Genomic DNA, 17,180 nt, shown 5'->3' with positions numbered 1-17,180 from the left:
CGACTCTTGCAGCAGGCCGTGGTCACCCCACCGGTGACCTATCAGCAGGTGATTCAGGCGGGTGCAAAACAGCGCCGAAAAGGATAGGATAACTGTATATTCATCCAGTCACTCAGACCTTCTGGAGCTAAGAGGATACCCCTTATATTCATACAGGTGTACTGCGAAGTATTTAGATACCTGTTCGAAGGTCAGGCGCTTTCCAGCAAGGAGGCGGTGAAGCTCACGCGCCGCGTGGGAGAGCTGGTCTACATGCCGCGGATCCATGACCCTCGGCCCGGCCGCAGCTTGATGATTGCGATGCTGCTCGCGGACGACCAGCAGAGCTACGTGATCCCGCTGCTCAACCGCGCATGCATGCTCGAGGTCCGGGGCGGCTTCTTCATCGAAGGCACCGAAATCAATCCGCGCGGACGGGCGCTCAAGAACATCCAGGCCGACATCTACCCTCAGCGCTGGTTCTGCCGGCCGGTCGCGCGGCCCGCGCCGATCGACCCCAAGGGCGCCCGCCTGGAGGCGCGGCGCCACGGGGAAATGATCGCCAAGGCCCTGCAGCGCTGGCCAACGCGCCGCGCCATTCCGATCCGCGTGGAAATGCCTAGCGCCTTGCCGAACTCGGCCGTGTTTCGCCCCGTCGGCACCGATGAAGCCTCGGACGTGCCGCCAGTCTGAGCAGCGGCTGATCCTTCGAGGCGAACGGTGCACCTGCTCTTCCAGTTGGCAAGCCGTGTAACGAGCGCGGCTCGATGCGGGTGACCAGCAACCGATCGGTGGCCGAGTGGGGCAAGCCACGTCGCCACGATCCGCGGCGACAACTACCGGTTTCGCTTCAAGCGCCGCGCGGGGCTGATAGGTCAGGCGGCCACCGCATCCGAACTTACCCCGCAGGAATGACCGGTTCTTCGTGTCGCCGGGGGCCGTTGCTGATGTCGCTTGCAGCGGACGGGCGCGGCGCGGTTTCGACCGCGCGCCCTGGGAGACCAGGAGGTTCGCGCAGGACGGACCGAGGAAAAAACATCAAAAACGATCAGAACTGGTGCGCATGACCGTGAGGCTGTCTCGATGAGCCCACATACCGGGCAGAAATTCGCACAGGTTAGTATTTTCCACATACGTGTCTGTTTGTAAGAAAAGTTTCAACACGTGATGATCTGAGCTTCTGTACCAAGGAGTTTTCAGATGACATCGTGCGACGGCAAAGCGGGGCTCAAGCGTCTCGTCTCCATCAAGAACGAACGCCCCGCAGCCGCACCGCGCCGCGCGCCATCGGCGAGCGTCGCCGCTTTTCCGGTTTCGGCCATTGCCCTTGCGGTGGCGTTGTTCGCGGCATCGCCGCAGATGGCGCGTGCTGCCAATGAGTGCGGCGTTGAAGCAGCCGGGCAAGACACGCTCACCTGCTCGGGCACCAGCTATCTCAGCGGCATCACCTACACCCTCAGCAATGGGCTCACGCTCAACCTCGACAACCCGAACATGGTGATTTCGGGAAAGGGCGTATCGCTTTCTTCGCCGGTCGGCCCGGTGGGTGCGACCCTCCACGTCAACGTGGCCAATATCGGCTCGATCACCACCACCGGCTCGGCTGTGTCGGTGGATCACAACGGGACCGACGGGCATGCGGCCGTGACCATCAATGGCGGAACGCTCACCAGCACGGGGTCGGCCGCTACTGTGCTGGTGCAAGGGGGTGGAACCAACAGAACGGACGCCCTCGTGACGATGAACGGCGGCACGGTGCTGAACACGGGCTCGGGTGTTGGGCTGAGTGCGACCGCGTCCGGCGTCAATAGCAACGTCATTGCGGCCGTCGTGATCAACGGGGGCACGGTTGACACAATCAATACCGGTGTCTACACGACCATGTCGGGCCTCAACAACTCGGGGGCGTCGAGCATCACCATGAATGGCGGATCTGTTCTGTCCAGAGGAGGAATCGGGCTTTGGGCGCGCCACGGCAGTGTGGGGCTGGCTCAGGTGCAGATGACTGGCGGCCGAGTCGAGTCCAAGGGAATCAACGGCGACGCCATCCTCGCTTCGAACACCAACGGCACCTATGCGGTCGAGGTGACCGGCGGCACCCTCATCGGCAGCAGCGGCTTTGGCGCGGCAATCCACACCGCTGCCAAGGCCGGTGGCACCGTCAACATCGGCGCAGGCGCGGTCGTCGACGGCAGCGCTTCCGGCGTCGCCCTGCGCGACGGCGACTTAGTCCGCGACGGCATTGACGAGGTCGGCGGCAACGCCATCATCACCACCGCCGGCACCCTCACCGGCGCCGTGCTGCTCGGCGGCGGCACCGACACCCTCAACATCGCGGGCGGCTCGATCGCCGGCAATCTCACCGGCGACGGCGTCGACGCGCTGAACTTCAACCTCGGCACCAACAGCTTCACCCACGGCGCAGCCTATGCCATCAGCGGCATGAACAGCGTCACCATGAACTCGGGCACCGCGCAGATCGACAGCACCATGGCCGGCAACACGCTGACCGTGAACGGCGGCGCGATGACGCTCAGCGGCGCCAACAGCTACACGGGCGGAACCTTCCTGAACGGCGGCGTGCTGTCAGTGTCGAGCGACGCCAACCTGGGCGATGCGGCCGGCGCGCTGAGCTTCGACGGCGGCACTCTGCGCACCAGCGCGGACTTTGCCTCGGCGCGGGCCGTGAGCCTTGGCGCGGGTGGCGGCACCTTCCAGGCGGATGCCAACCTCGCGCTCTCGAGTGGCATCACGGGCGCCGGCGGCCTCACCAAGACCGGCGCGGGCACGCTCACGCTCTCGGGCGCGAACAGCTTTACCGGCAGCACCACCATTTCCGCGGGCACGCTCGCGCTTGCCGGCGCCGGCTCCCTCGCCGATTCGAGCCAGGTCATCGCCAACGGCACTTTCGACATTGCCGGCGTGAGCGCGGCGGGCACCAGCGTGCGGCGCCTCTCGGGCAGCGGCGCCGTCACGCTCGGCGGCAAGACCCTCACGCTGACCGCCGCACAGGACACCTTCAGCGGCGCCATTGCAGGCAGCGGCAGCTTCGTGCTTGCGGCCGGCACGCAGGTGCTGACGGGTACCAACACCTACACCGGCGGCACGACGATCAACGGCGCAAGCACGCTGCAGCTTGGTAGCGGCGGTACGTCGGGCTCCGTTGCGGGCAATGTGGTGAACGATGGCACGTTCGTCTTCAACCGCGCGAACCGGCTCGATCTTGGCGGCGACATCTCCGGAAGCGGCGTTATTCGCCAGATCGGTACGGGCATGACCAACCTCACCGGCAACAGCGCGGCCTTTGCCGGAGCGACCACCGTCGAAGCCGGCACGCTGGCGGTCAACGGCGCGCTCGGCGGCAGCATGAATGTGCTGGCGGCGGGCCGGCTCCAGGGCTCGGGCTCGGTCGGCGGCACCACGGTCGCCGGCACGGTCGCACCGGGCAACTCCATCGGCACGCTCAGCGTCAACGGCAACTTCGCGCAGCAGGCGGGCTCGACCTACCAGGTCGAAGTCGATCCGGCCTCCACGGCTTCGGACCTGCTGCGCGTGAGCGGCAGCGCGAGCATCGCAAGCGGCGCGCGCCTGCAGGTGGTCCGCACGGGCAACGGCAGTTTCGGCATCGGCACGCGCTACACGGTGCTGAGCGCGGACGGCGGCGTCATCGGCACCTACAACCTGACGGGCGACACCGAGAGCGCTTTCGTCCGCGTGACCGACAGCTACGACGCGAACCATGTCTACCTGCTGGCCCAGAAGACACGCAGCTTCACCGAGCCCGCCACCACGCCCAACCAGGTGGCCGTCGGCGGCGCATTGGAGAGCCTGCCGGGCGCCAACCCGCTGTCCACCGCCGTGGCGTGGCTCCCCAACGACTTCGCGGCACGCGACGCGCTGAACCAGCTGTCGGCGGACATCCATGCCTCCTCCAAGACCGCGGCGCTGGAAGACAGCCGCTTCGTGCGCGAGGCCGCGATCGATCGACTGCGCAGCGCGGCGTGCGCACCCGGCAGTGCGGCGCCAACACCGCAACAGGCCGGCACGGCCTGCACGCCCGAGGACGGCCAGGCGCGATCCAGCTGGGGCCAGGTGTTCGGCTCCTGGGGCCGCATCGACAGCGACGGCAATGCGGCCAAGCTCAAGCGCGACATCGGCGGGTTCTTCGTCGGTGCGGACACCGGCATCGGCGCCGGTTGGCGCGTGGGTGCGCTCGGTGGCTACAGCCGCGCGAGCGCAGACACCAGCACAAGCAACAGCAGCAGCAAGACCGACAGCTATCACCTGGGCGTCTACGGCGGCACGCAGTGGGGTGCCACGGCGCTGCGCCTGGGCGCGAGCCACAGCTGGAGCAAGACGGACACGAGCCGTTCCGCCGCGTTTGCGGGCTTCAACGACACCTTGACGGGCAAGTACGACAGCACGACGACGCAGGTGTTCGGGGAAGTCGGCCATCGCCTCGCGATGGGCAGCGCCACGCTCGAGCCCTTTGCCGGGCTCGCCCATGTGACGCTCAAGAGCGACGCCTTCATGGAGCACGGCGGCTTCGCCGCGCTCTACGGCCATGGCGGCAGCATCGATGCGACCTTCTCGACCCTGGGCGTGCGCGCGAGCATGCAGGCGAGCGAAAGCATGAAGCTGCGCGGCATGCTGGGCTGGCGCCATGCGTTCGGCGACACAGTGCCGACAAGCACCCATTTGTTCGGCGGCAGCCTGCCGTTCACCATCGCCGGCGTGCCGCTGGCGAAGAACGTCGCCGTGCTGGAAGCCGGCGTCGAGACGCAGCTGCGTCCGAACCTGGCGCTGAGCGCCTCGTATTCAGGCCAGTTCGGGGACGGGCTCAGCGATCATGGATTCAAGGTCAACCTGAACTGGGCGTTCTGAGATTCCGAGGGGTGCCACTTGCCAGGAACGAAGCAACAGCCAGCCGGAGAGAAGCGTCGAAGTTCGCCCCGGCGGCCTCGAAAAACCCCGCCACCGCGGGCCTGAGAATCTGGCGCTCGAGCAGAAGGGCATGCACGTGTGGCCGCGCAGCATCGGCCTCTCAGAACACGCCCGGCGTGCGGTGCACTGCGGGAGGTCGCCTTCGCCGATGAACGCGGGCGAGGTGGCCGAGGCGCTTCAACTCGATCCGATGAAATGGATCCTGGTCTCGGCGCTCGAAGTACAGCGCAAGAACGCCTGCAGATCGAGAATGGATCCCATACTTTTCAGCGCTTGAGCTGCTGGAGCCGCGATCACAGGCGCAGGTGCACACAAGAGCGTGGGCGTCGGCATGCCGAACATCCAAGGAGCCTGCAAAATGCCACGCCTATTTGTCCATGGCACGGTGTCTCCGCGCGCGAGCGCAGCAGGGAAGGAAACCTGCACGAGCCCTCCGCCAGCGAGCGCCGTCAGGTGCGGCCTCGATCTTTCCTATCATCCGCGACGGTCGGCCTGCTGCACTCACCGGACACTTCCCCCGCATCGAACTCCTTCGCCAGACGCATACGCACGGCCACAGCCGGCGATCCCTTGGGAGGTCGCCTCGCGCGTCCTGATGGAGCGACGACCAGGACAGCCCAATGACCCCGTCGCAGGAGAGCCTGGAGCGGTTGGCCACCAGGTCCATCTTGTTGCAGCGCAGCCGGATGCAAACGGTCTGTTGGCGCGCAAGAAGACGCCCCTTGCGTCGTTCGCCCCACTCCGATCGCAGGCGACAAAGATCGCTCACGGCGGCGTTGAATCGAACATGGAGCCCCCGTCCTACGGCACATCATCAAAACAGAGCCCCGTAAGGTCATTAAAGAGCGTACGGTCGGGAGACGTTCACAGTCCTCTCGCAATCGCGCGGCAGCTCGAAGTCGTAACACAGGAGCCGTCGCCATGTCGCTACCGCAGTCTCTCACTCATTCTCAGATCGATTTCATCGGGCGCGATGTCGAAGCCCTGGCCTCCCACATGCGCCATTGCGCACGCGCCCACGGGCGATGGTTTCCGGTGCGAAGCCACATGCAGCGGGTGCGCGCACTCCTTGCAGGCCGGGTCGTCACGATGGCCTGCGTTGCGGTTGCCTTCGTTGGTATGGGGCTGCTCGCCCTTGCTTGAGGGTGGCCGCGCCTGAACCGACCCGGGCTGCAAATTCGCCCGAGAGGGGGCGAACAGGCGGCACCCCCTTCGAATTCCGGACAAAGGCGGCGCGATGAGCGCCGCCTTTGTCGTGGGTCGGCTCGCAGATCTCAGCAGCTACGCGCGCACGCTGCTCCTTGCTCCCCATGAGTCGGTGGCACCGCCGATCCGCGCCGAATTCTTCGGAGCCCAGCGCTTCGAACAGCACGGCCACAGCCTGGCCCGCGCCCAGGCGATCGAACTGGACCCGCACCACGCACGCGAGGGAACGCCCTTTTTTCCGCGCGTAGACGAGAACCTCGAATCGCTGCGCAACGCCTTCGACTACATCGCGCTGATCTCGCAGAGCGGGCGCTATGTATCTCCCGCGGCCGAATGGCTGCTCGACAACTTCCATCTGGTGGAAGCGCAGCTCCAGCAGATCCACGACGGCGTGCCGCGCAGCTACTACGCGCGCCTGCCCAAGCTCGCCACGCCGCCGCTCGCGGGCCTGCCGCGCGTCTACGGCATGGCGTGGGCCTACGTGGCCCACACCGACAGCGTGCTCGACAAGACGCTGTTCACCGCCTTTCTCAACGCCTACCAGGACATCGACGAGCTCACGCTCGGCGAGCTGTGGGCGCTGCCCACCACGATGCGCGTGGTGCTGCTCGAAAACCTGCGCCGCCTGGCCGAGAGCATCGCGGAGAACAAGGTGGCATGCGAAATAGCACATGCGGTGTGGGACGCAGCGCCGCACCTGTCGACGCAAGACCTCGGCACGCTGTACCGCGCATTGCAAAGCCACAACCTGCAGGACGCCTACCTCACGCAGCTCTGGCAGCGCCTGCCGGTGGAGCATGGCGAGAACGTGCCGGCGCTGGTGCGCTGGACCGAACAGCACTGCCCCAACGGGCCGGCGCTGATCGGCGAGGCGCAGAACGCGCAGGCCGCGGCCAACCTCACGGTCGGCAACATCATCACCACGCTGCGCATGATCGGCCAGGTCGAGTGGAGCGACCTGATCGAACCCGTGAGCCGTTCGCTGCGCGTGCTGCGCGAGCTGCCGAGCTTCGCAGGCGAAAGCGAGCTTACGCGCCAGCAGATCACGCATGCGATGGAGCGGATCGCGCGCGACAGCGGCCGCTCCGAGCGCGAGGTGGCGCAGGCCGTGGTGCGGCTCGCGGCCGCTGCGCCGGCCGACGACGCAAGCGCCGGCAGGGATCGCGCCGACGGCACCGCCGGCTGCTACCTGTTCGGGCAGGGGCGTGGCGCGCTGCTCGCGGCACTGCAATCCGACGCAGCGATGGGCCGTGCCGGCGGTCCGGCAGGGGTCCGGCCGCGCCGCAGCCGCCACGGCTGGCGCCTGCCGGCCTATGTGCTCTTCATCGTCCTGGGCACCGCGTGGCTGCTGGCAGCCGTGGCGCACGGCCTGCCGCAGCCTCGCGGCTGGACCACGCTCGCAGCGATGGCGCTGCTCGCATGGCCGCTCTCGGAGGCGTTGATCGCGCTGGTGCAGCGCATCATGGCCGAGTCGGTGCGGGTGCAGGCGCTGCCGCGCCTCGACTTCGCGGCCGGCATTCCCGAGCGGCATCGCACGCTGGTCGTCATTCCCACGCTGCTGGGCTCGCCCGCGAACACCGCGCAGCTCGCCCATCGGCTCGAACTGCACTGGCTCGCCAATCGCGAGGCGCACGCCCAGTTCGCGCTGCTGACCGACTGGGCCGACGCGCCCCAAGCCTCGCTGCCGGAGGACGCGCCGCTGCTCGACGATGCCATTGCGCGCATTGCCGCGCTCAATGCGAAATACCCGGCGCCCGCCGGCGCGGCCTCGCGCTTCCTGCTGCTGCACCGGCCGCGCAGCTGGAGCGGTACCGAGGAACGCTGGATGGGCTGGGAGCGCAAGCGCGGCAAGCTCGAAATGCTGCTGCGCCTGCTGGCCGCCGGCGACGCCAGCGGCTTTCTGCCGCTGGCGTCGGGCCAGCAGCTGGCCCCGGGACCCACGCCCTATGTGCTGACGCTCGACAGCGACACGGGCCTGCCGCCGGGCGCGCTGCGCGAGCTGGTGTCGATTGCCGCCCACCCGCTCAATGCGCCCGAGATCGATGCGGAGAGTCGGCGCATGGTGGCAGGCTTCGGCATCCTCCAGCCGCGCATCGTGACGCCGTTCCCGATGCGCAGCGAGCGCTCGTTCTTCCACTGGATGTTTGCCGGGCAGTGCGGGCTCGATCCCTACGGCAGCGGCGCGTCCGACATCTACCAGGACGTGTTCGGCAGCGGCTCCTTCACCGGCAAGGGCCTGCTGAACGTGCGCGCGGTGCACGCCGCGCTCGACAGGCGCCTGCCCGACGGCGCGGTGCTGAGCCATGACCTGCTCGAAGGCACGGTCGCGCGCTGCGCGATGGTGAGCGACGTGGTGCTGATCGAGGACCACCCGCACCACGCGGGCGTGGCCGCATCGCGCGTGCACCGCTGGGTGCGCGGCGACTGGCAGCTGCTGCCGCTGCTGTGGCGCGCCAGGCACTTCGGCATCGACGCGCTCGGGCTCTGGAAGATGGGCGACAACCTGCGCCGCTCGCTGGTGGTGCCCGCCTCCTTCGCGCTGCTGGTGCTCGTGGTCTTCACGCAGGCCATGCCGCTCGGATGGGCGCTGGCCGCGGTCGCTTCGGCGCTCACGCTCGGGCCGCTGCTCGGTGCCTTGGCCGGGCTGGTGCCGACGCGCCGCGCCATCGAGCTGCGTCACTTCCTCGACGTCGGCGCGGTCGAGTTGCTGCGGGCCACGGCGGGCGCAGCCTGGCAGTTCGTGCAGTTGGCGGCGCAGACGCGCCTGCTGCTCGATGCGATGTTCCTGGCGACGTGGCGGCTGACGGTCAGCCGCAGGCACCTGCTCCAATGGACCACGACAGCGCAGGCCCAGGCCCAGGCCAGCCAGCAGCTGCCGCCCTTCCTGCGCAACGCGGCCCTCAGCAGCCTGCTGTGCCTGGCGCTGGCCGTGGTGGCGGCGCGCTGGAGCGCCTATCCGGTGGCCGGGCCGCTGATGTTCGTGGCCTGGGCACTGGCGCCGTTCGCAGCCTGGTGGAGCAGCCGGGTCGATGCGCAGGTGCCCGATCCGCTGCGCGCCGAACAACGCAGCTACCTCGAGAAACTGGCGCACGACACCTGGCGTTTCTTCGAGCACGTGGTCGGCCCGGAAGACAACCACCTGCCGCCCGACAACCTGCAGCTCGAGCCGCAGCCGACCATCGCCCACCGCACCTCGCCGACCAACATCGGCATGTACCTGCTGGCCGGCTGCTGCGCGCGCGAGTTCGGCTGGATCGACACCGCAGTGCTGCTCACGCGCATCACGGCCACGCTCGACACCGTCGACCGCATGCAGAAGCACCAGGGCCATCTCTTCAACTGGTACGACACGCAGACGCTGCAGCTGCTGCCGCCGGCCTACGTGTCCAGCGTGGACAGCGGCAACCTCGCGGGCCACCTCGTGGCCGTGGCGCAGGCCTGCCGCGCCTTTGCTGCCGAGGGCTGCCAGGGCCATGAGGAACCCGCGCTGGAGGCGCTGGCACAGCGCTGCGATGCGCTGCATGCCGGCATGGATTTCAGCGGCCTCTACGACCCCAAGCGGCACCTGTTCCACATCGGCCTGCGCGTCGAGGAGAACGTGCTCGACGCGAGCTACTACGACCTGCTGGCCTCCGAGTCGCGCCTCTTGAGCTTCCTGGCGATTGCGAAGGGGGACGTACCCCGCCGCCACTGGATGGCGCTGGGCCGGCCATTCATGCTGGTGGGTTTCCAGCCCGGGCTCAAGTCGTGGTCCGGCTCGATGTTCGAGTACCTGATGCCCACGCTCGTGATGCCAGAACCGGACGACGGCCTGCTGCAGGTGGCCAACAGCGCAGCCATCGCCGAGCAGCAGGCCTTCGGCCGCTCGCTGAACATGCCGTGGGGCGTTTCCGAATCGGCCTACTTCGCGCAGGACCATTCGCTGGCCTACCAGTACTCGCCCTTCGGCGTGCCGCGCCTCGCGCTGCGCCGCACGCCGCCCGCCGACCGCGTGGTGTCGCCCTATGCGAGCGCCATGGCCGCCGTGCTGGCACCGGCCGCGGCGGTGGCCAACCTGGAACTGCTCGAATCGCTTGGCGCGCGCGGCGAGTTCGGCTTTCACGACGCGGTGGATTTCACCATCTCGCGCCAGGCCGAGGGCCAGGACTTCACCGTGGTGCGCAACTTCATGGCGCACCACCAGGGCATGTCGCTGGTGGCGCTGTGCCATGTGCTGCGCGCAGAGGCACCGCGCCGCTGGTTCGGCAGCGCCGCGCTGGTGCAGGCACACGAGTCGCTGCTGCACGAACGCACGCCGCGGCAGATCATCGGCAGCGCCGATCCGCGCACGCCGCCCGAACCCAGCCTGGCCGAACTGGCGCCGCTGTTCCAGCCCCGCTCGGTGGACCCGAAGGTGTCCGGCTTCCAGCCCACGCACCTGCTGTCGAACGGGCGCTACACGGTGGCCCTGCGCGCCAACGGCGCAGGCGTGAGCCGCTGGCACGCGTTCAACGTGACCCGCTGGCGCGACGACCCGCTGCGCGACGGCCACGGCACTTTCTTCTACCTGCGCGATATTGAGAAGGATGGAAAAAAGCACGAACTCGTCTCGCTCACCGCCCTGCCCGCGCCCGGCACCGGCTGGACCTACCGCAGCCGCTTTCTCGCCGAGCAGGTGCAGTTCGATGCATCTGGCGACGGTTTGCAGGTGCGCACCACGGTGCTGATCAGCCCCGAGGACGACACCGAGCTGCGCAACATCACGCTGCACAACGCCGGCAGAGAGACCCGCACGCTCGAGCTCGTCTCCTGCTTCGAGCCGGTGCTGTCGTACCCCAAGGCGGACGAGGCGCATCCGGCCTTCGCCAACCTGTTCGTCGAATCGCGCTGGGAGCCCGCGTGGCGCGCGCTGCTGCTGACACGCAAGCCGCGCCTGCATGGCGACCCGATGGTGGCGGCAGCGCACTTCCTCGCCTCGGTCGATGCCCATGTGCTTTCCATCGACTGCATGACCGACCGGCGCGCCTTCATCGGGCGCAACCGCTCGCTCGCGAACCCCGCGCTCGATGCGCAGCCGCTGGCGGCCGACGGTACGCCGGTGAACGGCCTCGATCCCATCGCCTGCCTGCGCGTGCGCCTGTCGATCGCACCAGGGGCCACAGCGCGCCTGAGCTTCGCGACCGCCGCCGACGAAAGCATCGAGGCGCTGATGCCCAGGATCGACCGCTACCTGGAGCCGATGCATGTGGAGCGCGCCACGCGCATGGCGGCCACGCTGGCGCAGGTGCGGCTGCGCGACCTGAGCATCGCGCCCGCGCAGACCTTCGCGCTGCAGGACCTGACCACCATCCTCACCTACACCACGCCGCGCGGGATGAAGGACCGCGGCCTCGTCGACCTGCGGCAGATCTGGCGCTTCGGCATCTCGGGCGACAAGCCCATCGTGCTGGTCGCGATCCATTCGATGAGCGGCATGGGGCTCATCAACGCATTGCTGCGCGCACAGCCGTGGTGGGGCTTTGGCGGGGTGGCCTGCGACCTGGTGGTGCTCAACAGCGAGCCGAACTCCTACCTGATGCCGCTGCAGCGCGAGATCGAAACCCTGCGCCTGCGCGTTGCGCACCAGACCCAGAACAGCTTTCCGCGCAACGACACGGCGGGCTTCCACCTGCTGCGCGACCACGAGGTGGCGCCTTCGGAGAAGGCCGCGCTTTCGAAGCTGGCACGCGTGGTGTTCACCGCCGATGGGCGCTCGCTCGAAACGCAGGTGGCGGCGCTGCACGAGGCGCGGGTCGACACCGGCGCGGACGCCGAGACCCCGGCCGCAGCGTCGCGTGCCGCCCTGCTGGCACGGCCCGCGGCGGCGCCTTCCGCGGAAGCGCCCGTGGGAAGCTTCGATGCCGAGAGCGGCGAGTTCCGCTTCGAGGTCGGCGCCGGAACCCGCACGCCGCGCCCGTGGATCAACGTGATCGCCAACGCCGGCTTCGGCTTCCAGGTGTCCGAATGGGGCACCGGCTTCACCTGGGCCGGCAACAGCCGCATGCACCAGCTCACGCCGTGGTCGAACGACCCGGTGCAGGACCCGGCCTTCGAACACTACCTGCTGCAGGACCTGGCCTCGGGCGCGCTGCTGCCGCTCACGCCGGCGGGCCAGGGTGCAGGGGATGGCGGCGAGGTGCGCCACCGCGTGCGGCATGGCCAGGGCTACACGGTCTTCGAATGCCGGCAACAGGAACTCGCACTCGAGACCACCTTCTTCGCGGACCGGGACGACGCCGTCAAGCTGGTGCACGTGCGCGTGCACAACCAGGGCGCCGGCCCGCGGCGCCTGCGCGCGCTCGGCATGGCCGAGTGGCAGCTCGGCGCCGCGCGCGGCGAACGGCGGACCGTTCATTGCTGGAAGCCCGAAGACCAGCCCGCGGTGTTCGGCCAGCAGCGTGAATCGAGCGCGGGCTTCGGCGGCAGCACGGCTTTCCTGCTGCTGGCGGGTTTGCCGGGCGCCACCCAATGGACCTGCGACCGCAACGAGTTCTTCGCCGGGCGCGGCATCGTCGAAGTGCCGGACACGCTGGCGCGGCGCGCCGGCGGCGGGCTCGACGCCTGCGCGGCCATCGGCGGCGAGCTGGTCGTCGGCGCCGGCGAGAGCGCCAGCTTCAGCTTCGTGCTGGGCCACGCCGACAACGCCGATGCGGCACTCGCTCTGGCCCGCCGCTGGCGCCAGCGCGACGTGCCCGAAGCCCTGGCGCAGGTGCGCGGCTTCTGGGACGAGCTGCTGGGCCGCCTGCAGGTGCGCACGCCCGATCCGCTGTTCGACGCCATGGCCAACCGCTGGCTCATCTACCAGACGCTGGCCTGCCGGCTCTGGTCGAAGGCCGGCTTCTACCAGGCCGGGGGCGCCTTCGGCTTTCGCGATCAGCTGCAAGATGCGATGGCCTTCGCGCTCACCGATCCCGCGCGGCTGCGCGAGCAGATCCTGGCCAATGCGGCGCGGCAGTTTCCCGAAGGCGACGTGCAGCACTGGTGGCACATGCCTGGCGGCGCCGGCGTGCGCACGCATTTTTCGGACGACCTGCTGTGGCTGCCCTTTGCGACGGCGCACTATGTCGAAGTGACCGGCGATGCAGCGCTGCTCGACCATGCGGTGGGGTTCATCGAAGGCCCCGCAATTCCCGAGGGCGCCGAAGACGCCTACTACGCGCCGCAGCACAGCGGCCGCACGGCCACCGTGTTCGAGCACGGCGCGCTGGCCATCGACCGCAGCCTGGCGACCGGCGTGCACGGCCTGCCGCTGATGGGCACCGGCGACTGGAACGACGGCATGAACCGCGTCGGCCACGAAGGCCGCGGCGAATCGGTCTGGCTTGCATGGTTCCTGTGCAGCGTGGTCGAGCATTTCGCGCCGATTGCGCAGGCGCGCGGCGAGCACGGCCGGGCCGCGCGCTGGAACGAGGCGCGGCGCGGCTGGATCGCTGCGCTGCACGATGCCGGCTGGGACGGCGCCTGGTTCCGCCGCGCCTTCTTCGACAACGGTGCGCCGCTCGGTTCGTCGGCCAGCGACGAGTGCCGCATCGACCTGATCGCGCAAGCGTGGTCGGTGCTCTCGGGCGCATCGGACGATGCCCACACCGGCCCGGCGATGGCCGCCGTGAAGGAGCATCTGCGCGACGAACCGGCCGGCCTGCTGCGCCTGTTGACGCCGCCCTTTGCCCGTTCGGCCAACCATCCCGGCTACATCCAGGCTTACCCGCCCGGCGTGCGCGAGAACGGTGGCCAGTATTCGCACGGCGCCGTGTGGGCACTGATGGCGCAGGCACTGCAGGGCGACCACGAAGCGGCATGGCAGAGCTTCGAGGGCCTGAGCCCGGCGCACCGCGCGATCCATCCCGGGCGCGGGCCCGCCTACGAACTGGAGCCCTACGTGATGGCCGGCGACATCTACGGCGCCGCGCCGTATGTCGGGCGCGGCGGCTGGAGCTGGTACACCGGCTCGGCCGCATGGCTGCACCGCGCCGCGGTCGAAACGCTGCTGGGCCTGCGCGTGAAGGGCCGCATGCTTTCGCTGACGCCGCGCGTGCCCGCGCACTGGCCGGGCTTCGAGATTGCGCTGCGGCTCGGGCATCGGCGCCTGACGCTGCAATGGGGAGCGCCCGATGCCGCCGCAACGCCCACGCACCATGCGGCCGTCGGCGAATGGCTCGATTGGCATTCACTGCCCCCCGGTGCGATCGTGCGGGTCTTGGCGTAGCCTGCATGTCGCGCGTTCGCAGGGACTTCCTGACCATGCGACAGGCGGGCCTCTTCGCCTTGCGAGCCTGCGAAGGGACGCTCCACACGGCAGGGTTCTGCGCGTGCGATGACACGCCATGCAGCTGCGCCAGTCACTCGCAGGCCCCTGTTCTGAAAACGAGCGGGGCGCAATCTTGCGTAGGTCGTCCAAGACGGGAACGACCGCGTCGGCCGCTCAAGTCGGCGGCGGCCCATCCACCGTGGCAGCACGCTCGACCACATTCAAGGGGAAGCCCACGCGGGACGACGGCAAGAAAGGACAAAAACGCAGCGGCGGCTGGTCGGACACGCCGTAGGCCCGCTGCACAGGCGAGACACGTCGCACGCGACTTCGCGCCGGCGCTGCTTCATGTCATGGATTGGCGAGTGGAACGGGCTCGCCGGCGGCGGCGCGATGCTTGCACCGCGACGCGACCGCGCCATGTCCAGGCGCGCCGCCAGGCACGTTCGCGGGCACCGAGCGAATTGCCCGCGATGCAATGTGCGCGCCCCCCGGTGCGCTGGCCCCTCTGCGCCCGCAGGGCGGTCCTTCGAACGGGCAATTGCGTCCGATGCAAGCATTGCGCACGCCACGAACCTCCCCGACGATTCGCGCATCACAACGATTCGTCTCGGAGACAATGTCCATGCGCTTCCACGCTTCGCTTCCCGGCTTGCTTCGCCGGCCCCTCTGCCTGGCGCTCTTGTCATGCCTCTGCATGGCCGCAGCCAACGCCGAGGGCAGCTACCGCATCGCGACCGAAGGCGCGTACCCGCCCTGGAGCTTCAAGGACTCGCAGGGGATGCTGCAGGGCTGGGACGTCGACATCGCACGTGCACTGTGCGAGAAGATGAAGGCCAAGTGCGAGATCGTCGCGCAGGACTGGGATGGCATCATTCCGGGCCTCGTCGCCCGCAAGTACGACATGATCGTGGCGAGCATGGCGATCACGCCGCAACGCCGCGAGCGCGTGGCCTTCTCGGCCAAGTACAAGGACACGATTTCGCGCTTCGTCGCGCGCAAGGGAATGCCGCCGGACGTCAGCCCCGCGGCACTGAAAGGCAAGAGCATCGGGGTACAGCGCGGCTCGGTCCAGGCGGCCTACCTCGCGCAGAACTACCAGGCCGCGAATCTCAAGTTCTACGACACGCCGCAGGCCGCCGAACTCGATCTCGTCGCCGGCCGCGTCGAGTACATCCTCGGCAACATGGTCACCTACCATGTCGGCTTCCTGAAGACGCCCGAGGCCAAGGACTTCGCGTTCGTCGGCCCGGAGCTCAAGGGCGGCATCCTCGGCGAAGGCAACGGCATCGCCGTGCGCAAGGACGATGGGCAGACCCTGGCGAGGATCAACGCCGCGCTGGAAGCGATCCGGGCCGACGGCACCTACGACCGCATCACGGCGAAGTACTTCCCGTTCAAGCTGATGTAGGCGCCGCGACCCCCGATGAACATCCTCCATGGTTTTGGCGGGCAGCTGCTCCTGGGCGCGCTCGCGACGCTGCAGCTCGCGGCCGCCGCGTTGCTGCTCGGCACGCTGTTCGGCGCCGCCGTCTGCGGCCTGCAGCTCTCGGGCCACCGCGTTCTGCGGGCCGCCGGCAACGGCTACGCCGCGGTGGTCCGGGGCATTCCCGACCTGCTGATCGTCTTCGCCGTCTTCTTTGGCGGCTCGCTCACGCTCGCCGCGCTCACCGGCCGCTATGTCGAGATCGATACCTTCCTCGCCGGCGTGGCCGCGCTGGCGCTCTCGTTCGGCGCCTATGCCGCCGAGATCGCGCGGGGCGCGCTGCTGGCGGTCCCGAAAACCCAGCGGGAGGCCGCGAGGACGCTCGGACTGTCGCGCGCCCAGGCGCTGTGGACCGTCGTGCTGCCGCAGGCGGCCCGCTTCGCCCTCGCCCCGTTCGGCAACCAGTCGATCGTTCTGCTCAAGCAGACCTCGATCGTCTCCATCGTCGGGTGCGACGAACTCATGCGCAAGGCCGCGGAGGCCTCCGGCGCGACGCGCGAGCCGTTCACGATGTACCTCGCCGCCGCCTGCATCTATCTTGCGCTGACCGGCTTCGCCACGCTGTGCCTCGAGTGGGCGGAGCGCCGAGCCGCCCGCCCGCTGGCCGCCTGATCCCATGTTCGACATCACCCTTCTGTGGTCCGTGCTGCCCGCGCTGGTCGAGGGCGCCGGGCTCACGCTCGCACTCACGGCCTGGGTCATCCTCCTGGGCACGGCCCTGTCGATCCCCGTTGCCCTCGGCCGGAACGCGCGGGCCGCCGGTCTGCGCGCGGCGGCCCATGCCTACGTGCTCTTCTTTCGCGGGACCCCCGCGCTGGTCCAGCTGTTCCTGCTCTACTACGGGGCCGGCCAGTTCGACCTGATCCGGCATTCCGTGCTCTGGCCCGTGCTGCGCGATCCCTACTGGTGCGTGGTGATCGCCCTGGGACTGAACTCGGCCGCCTACACGGGCAAGACACTGGGCGCCGCACTGGCCGCGATCCCGCGGGGGACGCGCGAGGCCGCCCGCGTCCTGGGGCTCGGCCGCGCCCAGGCCTTCGGCCTGATCGACCTGCCGCTCGCGGTGCGCGCGGCGCTGCCGGCCTTCGGCAACGAGATCATCCTGACCTGCAAGGCGACCTCGCTCGCCAGCACCGTCACCCTGCTCGAGCTCACGGGCAGCGCCCGCCTGCTCACCGCCGAGACCTACGCGCCTTACGAGATCTTTCTCGGCGCGGGCCTCGTCTATCTCGCCATCAACTACGTCCTGCTGCGCGGCGTGCGCGCGCTCGAGGCCTCGTTGCATCGTCCCCACTGAAC

General features: G+C 68.9%; 7 protein-coding genes. All 7 read left to right on the top strand.

All coding sequences use genetic code 11. From position 1 onward, the window contains the following. The first annotated feature begins 156 nt into the window (after nucleotides 1-156). The 7 genes from AC1DMS_RS25650 (at nucleotide 157) to AC1DMS_RS25620 (ending at nucleotide 17,178) form a co-directional block, all read left to right on the top strand. The gene (locus AC1DMS_RS25650; RefSeq protein ID WP_015865885.1) at nucleotides 157-672 is read left to right on the top strand and encodes a hypothetical protein; all 516 of its coding nucleotides are present in this window, start codon (nucleotides 157-159) and stop codon (nucleotides 670-672) included. 507 nt (nucleotides 673-1,179) lie between these two features. Next, nucleotides 1,180-4,863 carry an autotransporter outer membrane beta-barrel domain-containing protein gene (locus AC1DMS_RS25645; protein WP_015865886.1) on the top strand — a complete coding sequence of 1,228 codons (3,684 nt, stop codon included), beginning with the start codon at nucleotides 1,180-1,182 and terminating at the stop codon, nucleotides 4,861-4,863. Between the two features lie 981 nt (nucleotides 4,864-5,844). Continuing rightward, entirely contained in the window at nucleotides 5,845-6,066 is a 222-nt protein-coding gene (locus AC1DMS_RS25640; protein WP_018904957.1) for a hypothetical protein, read from the top strand. 94 nt (nucleotides 6,067-6,160) lie between these two features. Beyond that, the gene (locus tag AC1DMS_RS25635) at nucleotides 6,161-14,353 is read left to right on the top strand and encodes a glycoside hydrolase family 94 protein (RefSeq protein ID WP_478181946.1); all 8,193 of its coding nucleotides are present in this window, start codon (nucleotides 6,161-6,163) and stop codon (nucleotides 14,351-14,353) included. Nucleotides 14,354-15,092: 739 nt separating this feature from the next. After that, nucleotides 15,093-15,806 (top strand): ABC transporter substrate-binding protein, encoded by a 714-nt coding sequence (locus AC1DMS_RS25630; protein WP_018904959.1) that lies wholly within the window; start codon nucleotides 15,093-15,095, stop codon nucleotides 15,804-15,806. Nucleotides 15,807-15,821: 15 nt separating this feature from the next. Continuing rightward, nucleotides 15,822-16,493, top strand: a complete 672-nt coding sequence (locus AC1DMS_RS25625; RefSeq protein ID WP_015865891.1) for an ABC transporter permease subunit — start codon at nucleotides 15,822-15,824, stop codon at nucleotides 16,491-16,493. 4 nt (nucleotides 16,494-16,497) lie between these two features. Next, entirely contained in the window at nucleotides 16,498-17,178 is a 681-nt protein-coding gene (locus tag AC1DMS_RS25620) for an ABC transporter permease (RefSeq protein ID WP_015865892.1), read from the top strand. Nucleotides 17,179-17,180 lie beyond the last annotated feature (2 nt).

The organism is Variovorax sp. 05T418 (genome assembly GCF_056396385.1).
Note: the sequence above shows the minus strand (reverse complement) of the source record. Positions and strands in the feature narration are given on the sequence as shown.